This window comes from Pseudomonas sp. UBA3149 (assembly GCF_002364655.1).
Taxonomy (GTDB): Bacteria; Pseudomonadota; Gammaproteobacteria; order Pseudomonadales; family Pseudomonadaceae; genus Chryseomonas; species Chryseomonas luteola.
Map to the genome: position 1 here is coordinate 71983 of NZ_DEYV01000005.1, position 13866 is coordinate 85848.

A 13866-nucleotide genomic window follows, 5' to 3' on the forward strand; every position below is an offset into this window, starting at 1 on the left:
ATCGCTATATGGGTGTCGATATGGCGACCACCAATGACCTGAGCGACTATCAGCAGATCAGTCTGCGGGCGATTCGCTCGCTATTTGAAAGCATCGAGCAGAGCAGCGAAGGCACCGTGATTGTGGACCGTGACCTTCGTATCGTCTGGATGAATGAGCGTTATGCCCGGCGCTTTGGCTTGCCCAGCGCAAAGTCGGCGATCGGGCAGGTGTGTGAGCAGGTGATTCCGGGAAGCCTGTTGCGGGAGGTGGTCAACACGGGCCAGCCCATCCTGCTGGATCTGCTTGATACACCCAAAGGACCAATGGTGGTGATGCGTTTGCCCATCCATGACGATACCGGTCAGGTCATCGGTGCCATTGGCTTTGCCTTGTTCGATGAGTTACGGACGTTGGCCCCCTTGGTGACGCGGTTCTTACGGATTCAGGAGGAATTGGCTTCGACGCGGCGGTCGCTGCAGAACGCCCGGCAGGCCAAATACAGTTTTGCCCACTTCGTAGGCAGCGGCCCGGCCAGTCAGGAGGTCAAGCGACGTGCGAGACGTGCGGCTACGGTAGAGACCTCTGTCTTGCTGTTGGGCGAGACCGGCACAGGAAAGGAGTTGTTGGCCCATGCCATTCATGCGGCATCTCCTCGGGCCAATAAGTCGTTTGTCAGTGTGAATGCGGCTGCCATCCCTGAAAACCTGTTGGAAGCTGAGTTCTTCGGCACGGCGCCTGGTGCCTTTACAGGCGCGGACCGCAAGGCGCGGGCAGGAAAACTGCAGATTGCGCAGGGCGGAACGCTATTTCTGGACGAAATCGGCGATATGCCCCTGAGCTTACAGGCAAAACTTTTGAGGGTGCTTCAGGAAAAGGAATTCGAGCCGCTGGGGTCCAACGAGGTGCTGCGTTGCGACGTTCGGCTGATTGCGGCAACCTCACGCAATCTGGATGCGCTGGTAGCTGAAGGCTCATTTCGGGCGGATCTGTACTACCGCTTGAACGTACTGCCCATTGTGGTTCCGCCGCTGCGTGAACGGCGAGAAGACCTGCCGGCGTTATGCGAAGCCATCCTGGACAGTTTGCTGGCGGAAGGACATGCGCCTCGGGAGCTGGATGAGGAAGCACTGGCGTTACTCGCCCGCTACGATTGGCCTGGCAACGTACGTGAGCTGCGCAATGTTCTGGAGCGCGCATCGCTGTTGAGTGATGAGGCCGTTATTGGCGCGCTCAGCATTGGCTCGGCATTAGGAAAACCCTTGCCGCCCAAAGCGATTGAGCTGGTGTCCATTAGCACCACCAGGATGCCTAGTAGCAACATGACGTATGAAGAGGCGAAGCGGCAATTCGAGCATGAGCTCATTACCCAGGCCTTGTCATCGTGCTCAGGCAGGGTCGAGGAGGCTGCCAAACGCTTAGGGCTTGGACGCTCAACCCTTTATAAAAAAATGGCCGTCCTGGGGCTTTTGTCTTGAAATAGAGACTATTCTCAAGTTAGAGACAAAATCAATGCGAAGTTGTCTCCAATTTGAGAAATCAATGAATTGAAGGAGCAATTGGTTAGGTAATTCAAGGTGTTAGTGTCTGGCATGGATCTCGCTAACAAAGCCTTGCTGTCTCCACAGCTACAACAATAACTAGCCGCTGCGTTCGGTGCTGACCGGCCAGCGAGGAGAAAACATGAGCGTATTGATTGCTCTGGCGGCGCTGGGTCTGCTGATGCTGGCGGCGTACCGTGGTTATAGCGTTATCCTGTTTGCACCGATTGCAGCCCTTGCGGCGGTGCTGCTGACCGATCCTTCCGCTGTGGCTCCGGCATTTACCGGTGTGTTCATGGACAAGATGGTCGGCTTCATCAAGCTGTACTTTCCTGTCTTTCTGCTGGGTGCAGTCTTCGGCAAGCTGATCGAGCTTTCCGGTTTTTCCCGTTCCATTGTAGCTGCTGCGATTCGTCTGCTGGGCACACGGCAGGCCATGCTGGTCATCGTGCTGGTTTGCGCCTTGCTGACCTATGGTGGCGTCTCGCTGTTCGTTGTCGTGTTTGCGGTGTATCCATTCGCAGCCGAGATGTTTCGCCAGAGCAACATTCCCAAACGATTGATTCCAGCCACCATTGCACTAGGTGCGTTTTCATTCACCATGGATGCCCTGCCGGGTACGCCTCAAATCCAGAACATCATTCCTACGACATTCTTCAACACGACGGCCTGGGCCGCCCCGTGGCTGGGGTTGATCGGCTCGTTGTTTGTCATCGCGGTCGGGTTGACCTATCTGGGGCGGCAGCGTCGTAAAGCGATGGCGCGTGGAGAAGGGTACGGCACCGACTTGCGTAACGAGCCGGAAACACCGGACAACATCAACTTGCCGAACCCGCTTTTGGCGCTGTCACCACTTATCCTGGTCGGCGTCATGAATCTGCTGTTTACCCACTGGATTCCTCAGTGGTACGGCAAGACGCACACGCTAGCGCTACCGGGTCTGGCAACGCCTGTTACCAGCGAAGTCAGCAAGCTGACAGCAATCTGGGCCGTCGAGGCTGCCTTGTTAATCGGCATTTTGCTGGTGCTTGTGGCTGCGTTTAAAACCATCCGTACCCGCTTGGCCGAGGGCACTAAAACCGCAGTAGGCGGTGCTTTGCTGGCCGCCATGAATACTGCGTCTGAATATGGGTTTGGTGCAGTAATCGCTTCGCTACCGGGTTTTCTGGTCTTGGCAGACGCGCTCAAGAGCATTCCCAACCCACTCATCAATGAAGCCATTACCGTAACGCTTCTGGCCGGTATCACTGGCTCGGCCTCAGGCGGCATGAGTATTGCGCTGGCGGCCATGTCGGACAGTTTTATCGCCGCAGCCAATGCCGCACAGATTCCCCTTGAGGTGCTGCACCGGGTGGCGGCTATGGCCAGCGGTGGCATGGATACCCTGCCGCACAATGGCGCCGTCATCACCTTGCTGGCAGTAACTGGACTGACGCACCGGGAAGCTTACAAAGACGTATTTGGTATCACGCTGATCAAGACGTTGGCAGTGTTCGTGGTCATCGGCGTGTTCTATGCCACTGGCATCGTGTAGAGGAGAACGTTATGGGCTTGAAAGGCAAAACCGCCTTGGTAACCGGTTCGACCAGTGGAATCGGTCTGGGTATCGCCACGCGACTGGCCGAAGCGGGTGCCAATGTGATCCTCAATGGCTTTGGTGACAGCGAGACGGCTAAAGCCGATCTAAGCCGTTTGGGTGGGCGGGTCGGCTATCACGGGGCGGACTTGTCCCGGCCTGAGCAGATTACTGAGCTTTTCGCCTATGCTGAACATGAGTTCGGTGGTGTGGATATTCTGGTCAACAATGCCGGCATCCAGCATGTGGCATCGGTCGAGACGTTTCCGGTCGAGAAGTGGGACGCGATCATTGCAATCAATCTGTCCTCGGTATTTCACGCGACTCGTCTGGCATTGCCGGGTATGAGGCAGCGCGGCTGGGGAAGGATTGTGAACATCGCGTCCGTGCATGGATTGGTAGGGTCGGCACAGAAATCCGCTTATGTGGCTGCCAAGCATGGCGTGGTCGGACTGACCAAGGTGGTTGCACTGGAAACGGCCGATTGTAATGTGACCTGTAATGCGCTCTGCCCGGGCTGGGTGCTGACACCTCTGGTGCAGCAGCAGATCGATGCACGCGCCGCTGCAGATGGCGATGCAGAGCGCGCACGGCGGGAGCTTCTGGAGGAGAAGCAGCCGTCACTTGAATTCGTCACGCCTGCCCAACTGGGCGAGCTGACACTGTTTCTTTGCAGCGATGCGGCCGCCCAGGTACGGGGCGCCGCGTGGAATGTCGATGGGGGCTGGTTGGCCCGTTAACAACAATAACGACACGAGGTAAACCATGAACAAGCTTTATCCCAGTGCCGCCCATGCCCTGGAAGGGGTCGTGGAAGACGGCATGACGCTGGCGGTCGGCGGTTTCGGTCTGTGCGGGATCCCCGAAGCGCTGATCCTGGCATTGCGCGAGACCGGCAAGCGCGAGCTGACCGTGATCAGTAATAACGCCGGAGTAGACGGGTTTGGCCTGGGCGTACTGCTCGAGTCCCGGCAAATCAAGAAAATGATTTCCTCCTACGTAGGCGAGAACAAGGAGTTCGAGCGGCAGTACCTTTCCGGTGAGCTGGAATTGGAATTCACCCCCCAAGGCACGCTTGCGGAAAAACTGCGTGCCGGTGGTTCAGGCATCCCGGCGTTCTTCACGCGTACCGGCTACGGCACGCTGGTGGCCGAAGGCAAGGAAACACGCGAGTTCGATGGTGAGCAGTATGTGATGGAGCGGTCGCTCGTGGCGGATGTGGCGCTGGTCAAAGCGATCAAGGCTGACAAGGCAGGCAATCTGGTCTTCAACAAGACTGCACGTAACTTCAACCCTCTGGCAGCAATGGCGGGCAAGTTGTGTATTGCCGAGGTGGAGCAACTGGTGGAAACGGGTGAGCTAGACCCTGATGAGGTCCATCTGCCGGGCATCTTTGTGCAGCGCATCGTTGTGAATGCCAACCCCGAGAAGCGCATCGAGAAACGCACCCTGTCGGAGGGCAACTAACATGGCCTGGACTCGTGAACAAATGGCGCAGCGCGCCGCCAAGGAATTGCAGGACGGCTTCTATGTCAACCTGGGCATTGGCCTGCCCACTCTGGTCGCCAACTATATCCCTGAAGGAATGGATGTGTGGCTGCAGTCTGAAAACGGACTCCTGGGTATCGGCCCGTTTCCGACAGAAGAGACCATTGACCCGGACCTGATCAACGCCGGCAAGCAAACTGTTACTGCCCTGCCGGGCAGCAGTTACTTCGACAGTGCCTTGAGTTTTGCCATGATCCGGGGCGGTCATATCAACCTCGCCATTCTGGGCGCTATGCAGGTGTCGGAAAAGGGAGACCTCGCTAACTGGATGATTCCCGGCAAGATGGTAAAGGGCATGGGCGGGGCAATGGACCTTGTTGCCGGTGTAAAACGCGTGGTAGTGCTGATGGAGCACACCGCCAAAGGCGCTCACAAGATCCTGCCGGTCTGTGACCTGCCACTGACCGGAGTAGGGGTGGTCAACCGGATCATTACCGACCTGGGGGTGCTGGATGTGACCCCAGAAGGATTGAAGCTGGTCGAGCTGGCTGAAGGCGTCACCTTCGAAGCGTTGCAGGAAGCCACCGGCTGTTCAGTAATGGCATAGGCATGGTGCGCCTGTTGATCAGCGCAGGACGTACGCGACGGGATCCAGACGAATGCCGCAGGCGAACCGCCTTGTGCTGATGCCGGGCGCATGGCCATCTTATTTCAGGAGAGCAGTAATGCGAGACGTTGTTATCGTGGCCGCTACGCGGACGGCCATTGGCAGCTTTCAGGGTGCGCTGGCCAATGTGTCAGCCGTGGAGCTGGGGGCTACAGTCATCAAGGCCGTGATCGAAAAAACCGGTATCGCACCGGAACAGGTCGATGAAGTCATCATGGGCCACGTATTGACGGCAGGTCTTGGACAGAACACGGCGCGTCAGGCCTCCATCAAGGCGGGATTGCCGCCTACGGTGCCAGCCATGGCGCTTAACAAGGTGTGCGGCTCGGGCCTCAAGGCGCTGCATCTGGCCACCCAGGCCATTCGCTGTGGTGACGCCGACATCATCGTGGCCGGTGGCATGGAAAGCATGAGCCTTGCGCCTTACGTTCTGCCCAAGGCGCGTACCGGTCTACGAATGGGAAATGCCGAGCTGGTTGATTCGATGATTCAGGACGGTCTGTGGGACGCGTTTAACGATTACCACATGGGGATTACTGCCGAGAATCTGGTCGAGAAATATGGCATCAGCCGCCAAGCGCAGGACGAGTACGCCGCGGCCTCCCAGCAGAAGGCTCTCGCGGCTATCGAGGCGGGCCGCTTCAAGGACCAGATTACCCCTGTCGTGATCCCTCAGCGCAAGGGCGATCCGATGGTGTTCGATGCTGATGAGCAGCCGCGTGCAGGCACGACAGCCGAAGCCTTGGCCAAGCTCAAGCCAGCATTCAAGCCCGACGGTACGGTCACGGCCGGTAATGCTTCCAGCATCAATGATGGGGCCGCTGCGCTCATTCTCATGAGTGCGGAAAAAGCCGACGCGCTGGACCTGCCGGTGCTGGCCCGCATCAAGGCTTATGCCAATGCAGGCGTTGATCCTTCCATCATGGGAATCGGACCCGTGTCAGCGACGCGCCGTTGTCTGGACAAGGCAGGATGGGATCTGGGCGAGCTGGACCTGATCGAAGCCAACGAAGCCTTTGCTGCCCAGGCATTGTCGGTAGGGCAGGAGCTGGGATGGGACTGGGACAAGGTCAATGTGAATGGAGGGGCTATCGCGCTGGGTCATCCGATTGGCGCGTCAGGCGGACGGGTCGTGATCAATCTCCTGTATGAGATGATCCGGCGTGACGCACACAAGGGGCTGGCGACCTTGTGTATTGGTGGTGGCCAGGGTGTCGCGCTGGCTATCGAGCGATAAGCCAGGGGCTACACGCTTTGTAATGCTACAGGTGTGTAGCCACTGAATTTTCGATGCGTATGTGGTCGTTATGCAAAGACCCTTTTCTTGATGGGAGTCATAACGATGTCTATTTTACGCATGCTGAAAGCCGGTACCTTGAGCGGGCTCATGGCGATTGCGGGAGGCGTGATGGCCGCTGACGCGGACAATCCTTTGACCCAGGAGCGTTGGAAGACGCGTCCCCTTGTTGTCCTGGCGGCGTCGGCGGATGATCCGGTGCTCAAGCAGTTGACCACCTCCCTTGAAGAGCCACGCAACCGTGAGGCTTTTATCGAGCGGGATATGGTGCTTTATACCGTAGTCGGTGATCGTGGCCAGCGTAACGGTGAGACGCTGAGCGAACATCAGACCCAGGCGCTGGTCAGTGCGCTTGATGAGCAGCCGAGCGGCGAGGCAACGGTCATCCTGGTCGGCAAGGACGGCGGGAAGAAAATCGTGCAACAAGGCCAGATCGATCCTGCCGCAATCTTTGCCACCATCGACAAGATGCCCATGCGCCAGCATTAACCCTGGGCGGCATAGTCATAGGGGCCACCTTTTTCCAAGGCGCGTTGATACGCCGGTCGCGCATGGATACGCTCCAGAAAGGCCTTGAGCTTGGGGCGGCCCTGCGTCAAGCCTGCGCGACAGGCAGCCGCTTCCAGCGGGAAACTCATCTGTATATCGGCTGCTGTAAAGGCGTCACCTGCAAACCATTCGTGCTTGCTCAACTCACTTTCCAGATAATCGAAGTGCAGGTTCAGCTGCGGCTGAATGAAGACTCGGGTGACCTGATCACTGATGGCGCGCGCGATAGGGCGGGCGAAAAAAGGCATCGGACCGGTGCGGACACGGTCGAACACCAGCTTGAGAAGCAGAGGTGGCATGGCTGAGCCTTCGGCATAGTGCAGCCAGTAGGTATAGCGTGCGCGCTCGGGGGCGTCGGCGGGGGGAACGAGTGACTGCCCGTAGCGGTGGGCCAGATAATCGATGATGGCGCCTGACTCCGCCAAGGTCATCGAGTCATCGGTAATAACCGGCGACTTGCCCAATGGGTGAACATCACGCAGCTCCTTTGGAGCCAGCAACGTCTGCGGATCACGCTCATAACGTTTGATCTGATACTCGAGCCCCAACTCCTCAAGTAGCCAGAGGACACGTTGCGAGCGGGAGTTGTTGAGGTGATGAACCGTGATCATGAGCGCTCCATAGGCTGAGTAGAAACATAGCCTAGCGTACTGTGCGTCTCGCCAAGCAATAAGCGGAACCAAATAAAAAGGCGCCGTGTAACGGGCGCCTTTTGGACAGCGAAAACTCAGCGACGCTTCAGCCAGGCCGCATAGGGCGGAGGCAGCAGATCCTGAGGGTTCTCGCGACCCAATTCGATAGCGGCATGGTAAGGCCAGAAGGGATCACCCAGTACAGCCTTGCCCAGCATGATCAGATCGGTCTGGCCGCTTTCGATGAGTTCATTGGCATCCTTGGGCTCGCGAATGGACCAGCTGATGGAGGTCAGCACATCGACCGCATCGGTGATCTGCTTTGCCTTGTCGCCCATGAAGCCTGGCTTGCCCCATGGAACATTGGATACATCAGGCGTGTTGAAGCCCATGCTGACGTCGATCAGGTCCATACCGCCTTCCTTGAAGCGGCGAACCAGTTCGATGGACTCTTCCATACCCTGATCGCCTTCAACGAAGTCAGTCACGCCCAGGCGTACGATCAACGGTAGGTTCTGGGGCCATACCTCGCGTACGGCATGGAAGGTTTCCAGCAGGAAGCGTGCACGGCCTTCGAAGTCGCCACCGTATTCATCAGTACGCTTGTTGGCCAGCGGCGAGAAGAAGCTCTGCGCCAGGTAACCATGGGCGAAGTGCAGTTCAAGCAACTCGAAGCCCGCCGCAAGAGCGCGCTTGGCAGCGGCTACGAAATCAGCTGTAACGCGATGGATATCCTCGACCGTCATCTGCTTGGGGGCACGGGGCAGGTGGGCACCAAAGGCATTATCGGAGGGGCCAATGGTTTCCCAGGCCAGCGGATGGTCTTCCGGCAGGTGATCATCGCCTTCCCAGGGACGGTTGGCGCTGGCTTTGCGGCCGGCGTGAGCAATCTGGATACCGGCTACGGCACCGGTGGATTTGATGAAGTTGACGATAGGCTTGTAGGCTTCGGCCTGCTCATCGTTCCAGATCCCCAGGTCAGCAGGGGTGATACGGCCTTCAGGGGAGACGGCGCTCGCCTCTACAACAATAAGCCCTGCACCGCCTGCCGCACGCGAGGCATAATTCTGGAAATGCCATTCGTTGGGCATGCCGTCTTTTGCCATGTACTGGCACATGGGGGAGACGGCAATACGGTTACGCAGGGTGACGTCTTTGATTTTCAGTTCGCTAAACAGATCAGCCATTGGGCATGTTCTCCAAGAGTAGGTAGCATCTGGCAGTTAGAGGCTTACCGATATATTGTGTTCAATATAATTGCGTGAAATGTAAACAAGCAAGAGGCTCGGCGTCGCAGGATGTTCGCTTTGGTCTCGACGAGGTCGTCATGTCTGATTCGATAAAAGAGACGCCAAATCGCTCCGTGTGCGAGCTTTCACTCGACGAACAGTTGTGTTTTCCGCTCTACGCAGCGGCAAATGCCACCATTCGCGCCTATCGGCCATTGCTTGAGCCGCTGGGCCTTACGTATCCGCAATACCTGGTCATGCTTGTGCTCTGGGAGCGGGACGGGCTCAAGGTCACTGAGATCGGCAGGCGCCTGCATCTGGATACCGGAACCCTTACCCCGCTGGTCAAGCGCCTCGAAGCTGCCGGTCTGGTCCAACGGTCTCGCCTGGTTGAGGACGAGCGTTGTGTGGCGGTAACGCTGACCCAGGATGGGCGAGCCCTGCAGGAGGCCGCACGTGGCATTCCCGGTACGATGAAACAAACGCTTCCTCTGGACGCCGACACGGTGGCGGCTCTGAAGGCAGGTCTTTCACGCCTGATCGAAGTCAGTGAAACATTGAACGGACGCGATTAGGCCTGGATTGAAACTATAAGGCGCCACGCTTTCCTAACCCTCTGAGACAGTACATTCGATAGGGTGCTGCCATGGCAAAGGCGCATGCACTCAAAGCGCCATGATAGAGACAACAGGTTAAGGATTCTTGAATGCACGTGTTTAGAGCGCTGGGACTGCTGGGGCTGATTTCACTGCTGGCTGCCTGTGCGACACCGTTCGGACCGCCGACTACGCTGGACGGCAAGCTCAGGCGACTGGGCTATAGCCAAGGCGAGCCAATCCGTACAATCCTTGGGTTCGACTTGTCTGGATGGAGTTATCTGGATCGCAGCCACATTGCGCTGGGAACTGGCCTGGGACGGGCCTATCTGGTTGAGTTTGCGCAGCCTTGCGGCAACCTGCAGGCAGGTAACCGTATCGGCTACAGCTCAAGAGCGGCCGGTTTGCGACCTGGAGATCTGATCATTTCCAATGCGCCAGCCGGTAATGCGGAGCGGTGCACCATTGGTGAACTGTACAAGCTGATTCCCCTGGACCGCTGATCGCTGCACCGCAGGAGTGGTACTTTGAACAGCAGCTCTGCCCATTTTCTCCCAAGGAGTTTTCGCGTGAGGCGTCTGATTCCGTTTGCCGCTTTTTTTCTTTTTCCGTTGCTGGCCCAGGCCGAGACCATCAACTGCCGTGTGGTAGGTGTGCACGATGGCGATACGCTGACCTGCCTGACGCCACAGAAAAAACAGCTCAAGATTCGACTGGCCGAGATCGATACGCCTGAGTCCAAGCAGCCTTATGGGACTCGTGCGCAGCAGTCCCTCTCCAGCATGGTTTTTGGTAAGGATGTGCGGCTTGAGGTACAGGATGCCGACCGCTACGGCCGCAAGGTGGCACGCGTTTACCAGGACAGGACAGATGTGAATGCCGAGCAGGTCAAGTCCGGCTCGGCCTGGGTGTACCGGCAGTATTTGAAAGACAAGTCGCTGCTGGATCTTGAGGCCGAAGCCAAGGCTGCCAAGCGTGGTCTTTGGGCGCTACCGGAGTCGGAACGCATGCCACCGTGGGAGTGGCGCAAGGCCGACCGTGACAAGCGTCAGGATAAGCGGGTGGGATCGGCTACCTACACGCCGCCGGTCAAGTCGGCAAGCGAGGAAGGCGGCGAGTTCAACTGCTCGACGCTCAAACGCTGTAATGCCATGTCCAGCTGCGCCGAGGCGAAATTTCAACTGCAGCAATGTGGCAACACTCAGATCGATGGAAATCACGACGGGGTGCCCTGCGAGGCGCTTTGCAAGCGGTAGGATTGTTATACCCGTAAGCCTTGCGGGCTTACGGGCTTTCATTGTCCCCGTCAGGGTGTATAGGCGTTGATGAAGATGGTGGGATCGACCCGTGCATCGTTCAGGCTGACATTCCAGTGCATATGCGGCCCGGTGGCTCTACCCGTCGACCCCACGAAGCCCACCACGCCACCTCTGGGCACTTCCTGCCCCAGCTTTACGTTCACTTTGGACATATGGCAGAACATGCTGATAAAGCCCTGTCCGTGGTCGACAAATACCGTACGGCCATTAAAGAAATAATCGCCAATCAGAATGACCTTGCCTGCGGCTGGCGCCTTGATCGGTGTACCGGCTGGAACGGCAAAATCGAGGCCTGAATGTGGGTTGCGCTCCTGGCCATTGAAAAAGCGCCGCAAGCCGAACGGGCTGGAAAGGCGTCCATCGACGGGGCGGTCCAGCAGCAGGTTACTGGGCGTACCGGGGGAAAAGATCTGATAGGCCTTGGTCTGCTCAGCCAGCTCACGCTCGATTCGCTTGAGATCCGCCGGATTGGGGTTTACCTGCCGATCATTTTTCAGCGTGATGTGCTGTTCCTTATAGTGGCGACTGCGCACGGCAAAGGTTTCCGTGCGGCTACCATTGACCGTCAATGTCTGCTGACCGGGTTTGATCGTGAGTGGAATACCGACGATAGCAATCCAGCGCTGGCCCTCTTCATGGACCACCATGACCGGCTTCCCTTGATAGGTCGCTTTGGGAGCCGTCGGGCCGTTGCCCAATGGAACAACCGCCACCCCCCCTGGAACAGGTTTATCCAGCAGGCGGGTGATGAAGCCTTCAGCATGGGCGCAAAAGGTAAAACACAAGGTAATCAGTAGCAGAAAAAAGCGAGGCATAGGAAAACAATCAAGGCGATGTGATCCAGTCATCCTCGTTCATGTCTTGGCTTCTGGCAAATCGCTCGTGGCTGAACCCGGGCGAGTTCACACCGGTCACTGCATGAGGACATCAAGGAGAAGCCTCATGAAGCTCTACTACTACGAACACTGTCCCTTCAGTACCAAGGCGCGTATGGCGCTGGGCCTCAAGCAACTCGATGCAACGCTTCAGGTGCTGTTGTATGACGATGCAGCCACCCCTGAGCGTTTGGTAGGCAAGAAGACTGTCCCGATCCTGGTAAAGGACGACGGGACCGCCATGACGGAAAGTCTGGCGATTGTTCACTATCTTGATCATCTCGATGACAGACCAATGATCGAACAGGCCCATTCACAAGCTGTAACCGCCTGGATTGAATCTACCCTGCCGTCGTTTCAGCAGCTGGGCTATCCGCGCTGGGCACAGATCGGCCTCAAGGAGATGGGCTCGCGTGAGGCTCACGCGCTGTTTGTCGAGAAGAAAAGCCAGATCATCGGAGATTTCAATGCGGCCCTGTCAAACAGCCAGCAGGCAATTGATGACATCAATCACCGCCTGACATTACTGGTCGAGATGTACAGCCTTGATCCGGCGCGTCCGCAACTCCTGCTGGATGACTTCAACCTGTTTCCAATTCTGCGAGGCCTGAGCGTCACGGCTGGGCTAGAGTGGCCTGACTCGGTGCGCCGCTATGTCGACGAGCTGAGCGCACGTGTTCAGGTAGAAACGTTTTTCAGTCGCGCCTGCTAATGGTCAGTCCAGCAGGGAGAGCGTCGTTGGTTCCCGATGATTGTCTTCCACCCGAACATCCAGCTCGCCTTCAGCCAGGCGGGCTTTGAGGCGCTGGCCATTACGCGTTTGATCGGCGGATCGGATGGCGTGGCCGCGTTCGTCGAGCAGAATGCTGTAACCACGACCCAGAGTGGCAAGCGGGCTGACGATATGCAGCGTTTGAACCTGGGCGGCCAGGCGCTGACGACGCTCCTTGAGCTGGCGTTCCATGCAGCGCGGAAGCTGCTGGGCCAGTTGATCCAGCCGCTGACGTAGCAGGGCAAGTTGACGGCCCGGATGCTGGCCTGCCAGTCGGGTTTCGACATGGGCAAGGCGATCCCGGCGTCTGTTCATATCAATCACAAACGCACGGCGCAGTCGCATGTCCAGATCATCGATACGCTGTGCTTGCTGGCGCAGCCGCTCGCCCGGATGCTTGAGCCGACGCGTCATGTTTTCCAGGCGCAACTGCTCACGGCTGAGCCGCTCACCCATGCGGACAACCAGGCGCCGATACAGCGCGTCCAGGCGGTTTTTAAGGTCCCCGCTGTGAGGGGCCAATAGTTCTGCGGCAGCGGAGGGCGTCGGGGCGCGTACGTCGGCCACGAAGTCGGCAATCGACACATCCGTCTCATGCCCGACCGCGCTGACGATGGGCGTTTGTAGGGCGGCAATAGCCCGGGCTACCAGTTCTTCATTAAAGCACCAGAGGTCTTCGAGAGAACCGCCACCACGGGCCAGGATGACCGCATCAAAGCCTTGTGCGTCTGCCGTTTGTAGCGCACGTACGATCTGGGCCGTTGCCTCACGTCCTTGCACGGCCGTTGGAATCAGGGCCAACTCGACCTGAGGTGCACGACGCTTGAAGACACTGACGATATCCCGAATGACCGCCCCGGTCGGTGAGGTCACGATTCCGATACGGCACGGATGGCCCGGCAGCGGTTTCTTTCGCTCTTGCGCGAACAAGCCTTCATCCTGCAGTTTCTGCTTCAAGGCTTCGAATGCCTGTCGCAAGAGCCCGTCACCTGCTGGCTCCAGGGTTTCCAGAATCAGCTGATAATCACCACGGCCTTCAAACAGCGAGACCTTGCCGCGAACCTTCACTGCCATGCCATCCTTGAGCAGGTTTCTGACACGCACGGCGTTCTGCCGGAAGAGGGCGCACCGTACCTGGGCGTCCTTATCCTTCAAGGTAAAGTAGATATGGCCGGAGGCGGGGCGGGCAAGATTGGATATCTCGCCTTCCACCCAGACCTGAGAAAAGACGTCTTCCAGCAGAACACGGGCACGGCCGTTGAGCTGGCTGACAGTTAGGACCTCACGGTCGAGGCCGAGACGTTGAAAAGGATCGTTAAGCATGGCGGGCATCATAAGCCCGCCGT

At 57.9% G+C, this 13866-nt stretch carries 15 protein-coding genes; 11 read left to right on the forward strand and 4 right to left on the reverse strand.

Annotated elements, in window-relative coordinates:
* Window positions 1–20: 20 nt before the first annotated feature.
* The 7 genes from B3729_RS02115 (at window position 21) to B3729_RS02145 (ending at window position 7037) form a co-directional block, all read left to right on the forward strand.
* Window positions 21–1457 (forward strand): sigma-54 interaction domain-containing protein, encoded by a 1437-nt coding sequence (locus B3729_RS02115; protein ID WP_286787076.1) that lies wholly within the window; start codon window positions 21–23, stop codon window positions 1455–1457.
* A gap of 205 nt (window positions 1458–1662) precedes the next feature.
* A complete protein-coding gene (locus B3729_RS02120) occupies window positions 1663–3054 on the forward strand; it encodes a GntP family permease (RefSeq protein WP_286786922.1) in 1392 nt (463 codons plus the stop codon).
* An 11-nt stretch (window positions 3055–3065) separates the two neighbouring features.
* Complete coding sequence (locus B3729_RS02125; protein ID WP_286786923.1) at window positions 3066–3836, forward strand: 3-hydroxybutyrate dehydrogenase; 771 nt, start codon at window positions 3066–3068, stop codon at window positions 3834–3836.
* 25 nt (window positions 3837–3861) lie between these two features.
* Window positions 3862–4563 (forward strand): CoA transferase subunit A, encoded by a 702-nt coding sequence (locus B3729_RS02130; protein ID WP_010797341.1) that lies wholly within the window; start codon window positions 3862–3864, stop codon window positions 4561–4563.
* 1 nt (window position 4564) lies between these two features.
* Window positions 4565–5191 carry a CoA transferase subunit B gene (locus B3729_RS02135; protein WP_019364404.1) on the forward strand — a complete coding sequence of 209 codons (627 nt, stop codon included), beginning with the start codon at window positions 4565–4567 and terminating at the stop codon, window positions 5189–5191.
* 118 nt (window positions 5192–5309) lie between these two features.
* Window positions 5310–6488, forward strand: coding sequence for an acetyl-CoA C-acetyltransferase (locus B3729_RS02140; protein ID WP_286786924.1), 1179 nt, complete (start codon window positions 5310–5312; stop codon window positions 6486–6488).
* Between the two features lie 105 nt (window positions 6489–6593).
* Window positions 6594–7037, forward strand: a complete 444-nt coding sequence (locus B3729_RS02145; protein ID WP_150347901.1) for a DUF4174 domain-containing protein — start codon at window positions 6594–6596, stop codon at window positions 7035–7037.
* On the opposite strand, the gene B3729_RS02150 is transcribed toward B3729_RS02145, so the two are convergent.
* Entirely contained in the window at window positions 7034–7708 is a 675-nt protein-coding gene (locus B3729_RS02150) for a glutathione S-transferase (RefSeq protein WP_019364407.1), read from the reverse strand. The two genes, B3729_RS02145 and B3729_RS02150, sit on opposite strands and share 4 nt — an antisense overlap.
* Before the next feature lie 116 nt (window positions 7709–7824).
* Window positions 7825–8916 (reverse strand): NADH:flavin oxidoreductase/NADH oxidase, encoded by a 1092-nt coding sequence (locus B3729_RS02155; RefSeq protein ID WP_010797346.1) that lies wholly within the window; start codon window positions 8914–8916, stop codon window positions 7825–7827.
* 140 nt (window positions 8917–9056) lie between these two features.
* On the opposite strand from B3729_RS02155, the gene B3729_RS02160 reads away from it, so the two are divergent.
* From B3729_RS02160 to B3729_RS02170, 3 genes are all read left to right on the forward strand, one after another.
* On the forward strand, window positions 9057–9533 hold the full coding sequence (locus B3729_RS02160; protein WP_010797347.1) for a MarR family winged helix-turn-helix transcriptional regulator: 477 nt from the start codon (window positions 9057–9059) through the stop codon (window positions 9531–9533).
* A 131-nt stretch (window positions 9534–9664) separates the two neighbouring features.
* A complete protein-coding gene (locus tag B3729_RS02165) occupies window positions 9665–10057 on the forward strand; it encodes a DUF6491 family protein (protein ID WP_286786925.1) in 393 nt (130 codons plus the stop codon).
* 66 nt (window positions 10058–10123) lie between these two features.
* The gene (locus B3729_RS02170; RefSeq protein WP_286786926.1) at window positions 10124–10810 is read left to right on the forward strand and encodes a thermonuclease family protein; all 687 of its coding nucleotides are present in this window, start codon (window positions 10124–10126) and stop codon (window positions 10808–10810) included.
* A gap of 50 nt (window positions 10811–10860) precedes the next feature.
* Here the strand turns inward: B3729_RS02170 and B3729_RS02175 are convergent, their stop codons facing one another.
* A complete protein-coding gene (locus B3729_RS02175) occupies window positions 10861–11688 on the reverse strand; it encodes a peptidoglycan DD-metalloendopeptidase family protein (RefSeq protein ID WP_286786927.1) in 828 nt (275 codons plus the stop codon).
* 127 nt (window positions 11689–11815) lie between these two features.
* Here B3729_RS02175 and grxB point away from each other — a divergent pair, with 127 nt between their 5' ends.
* Window positions 11816–12460 carry a glutaredoxin 2 gene (gene grxB / locus B3729_RS02180; protein WP_286786928.1) on the forward strand — a complete coding sequence of 215 codons (645 nt, stop codon included), beginning with the start codon at window positions 11816–11818 and terminating at the stop codon, window positions 12458–12460.
* Window positions 12461–12463: 3 nt separating this feature from the next.
* On the opposite strand, the gene xseA is transcribed toward grxB, so the two are convergent.
* Window positions 12464–13843 (reverse strand): exodeoxyribonuclease VII large subunit, encoded by a 1380-nt coding sequence (xseA, locus tag B3729_RS02185; RefSeq protein ID WP_286786929.1) that lies wholly within the window; start codon window positions 13841–13843, stop codon window positions 12464–12466.
* Window positions 13844–13866 lie beyond the last annotated feature (23 nt).

Excerpts from the sequence above, each read along its gene's own strand:
- B3729_RS02135 (WP_019364404.1), top strand. The coding sequence starts at position 4,565 with ATGGCCTGGACTCGTGAACAAATGGCGCAGCGCGCCGCCAAGGAATTG.
- B3729_RS02125 (WP_286786923.1), top strand. The coding sequence starts at position 3,066 with ATGGGCTTGAAAGGCAAAACCGCCTTGGTAACCGGTTCGACCAGTGGA.
- B3729_RS02145 (WP_150347901.1), top strand. The coding sequence starts at position 6,594 with ATGTCTATTTTACGCATGCTGAAAGCCGGTACCTTGAGCGGGCTCATG.
- B3729_RS02120 (WP_286786922.1), top strand. The coding sequence starts at position 1,663 with ATGAGCGTATTGATTGCTCTGGCGGCGCTGGGTCTGCTGATGCTGGCG.
- B3729_RS02155 (WP_010797346.1), bottom strand. The coding sequence starts at position 8,916 with ATGGCTGATCTGTTTAGCGAACTGAAAATCAAAGACGTCACCCTGCGT.
- B3729_RS02140 (WP_286786924.1), top strand. The coding sequence starts at position 5,310 with ATGCGAGACGTTGTTATCGTGGCCGCTACGCGGACGGCCATTGGCAGC.
- B3729_RS02130 (WP_010797341.1), top strand. The coding sequence starts at position 3,862 with ATGAACAAGCTTTATCCCAGTGCCGCCCATGCCCTGGAAGGGGTCGTG.
- xseA (WP_286786929.1), bottom strand. The coding sequence starts at position 13,843 with ATGCTTAACGATCCTTTTCAACGTCTCGGCCTCGACCGTGAGGTCCTA.
- B3729_RS02175 (WP_286786927.1), bottom strand. The coding sequence starts at position 11,688 with ATGCCTCGCTTTTTTCTGCTACTGATTACCTTGTGTTTTACCTTTTGC.
- B3729_RS02115 (WP_286787076.1), top strand. The coding sequence starts at position 21 with ATGGCGACCACCAATGACCTGAGCGACTATCAGCAGATCAGTCTGCGG.
- B3729_RS02165 (WP_286786925.1), top strand. The coding sequence starts at position 9,665 with ATGCACGTGTTTAGAGCGCTGGGACTGCTGGGGCTGATTTCACTGCTG.
- B3729_RS02160 (WP_010797347.1), top strand. The coding sequence starts at position 9,057 with ATGTCTGATTCGATAAAAGAGACGCCAAATCGCTCCGTGTGCGAGCTT.
- grxB (WP_286786928.1), top strand. The coding sequence starts at position 11,816 with ATGAAGCTCTACTACTACGAACACTGTCCCTTCAGTACCAAGGCGCGT.
- B3729_RS02150 (WP_019364407.1), bottom strand. The coding sequence starts at position 7,708 with ATGATCACGGTTCATCACCTCAACAACTCCCGCTCGCAACGTGTCCTC.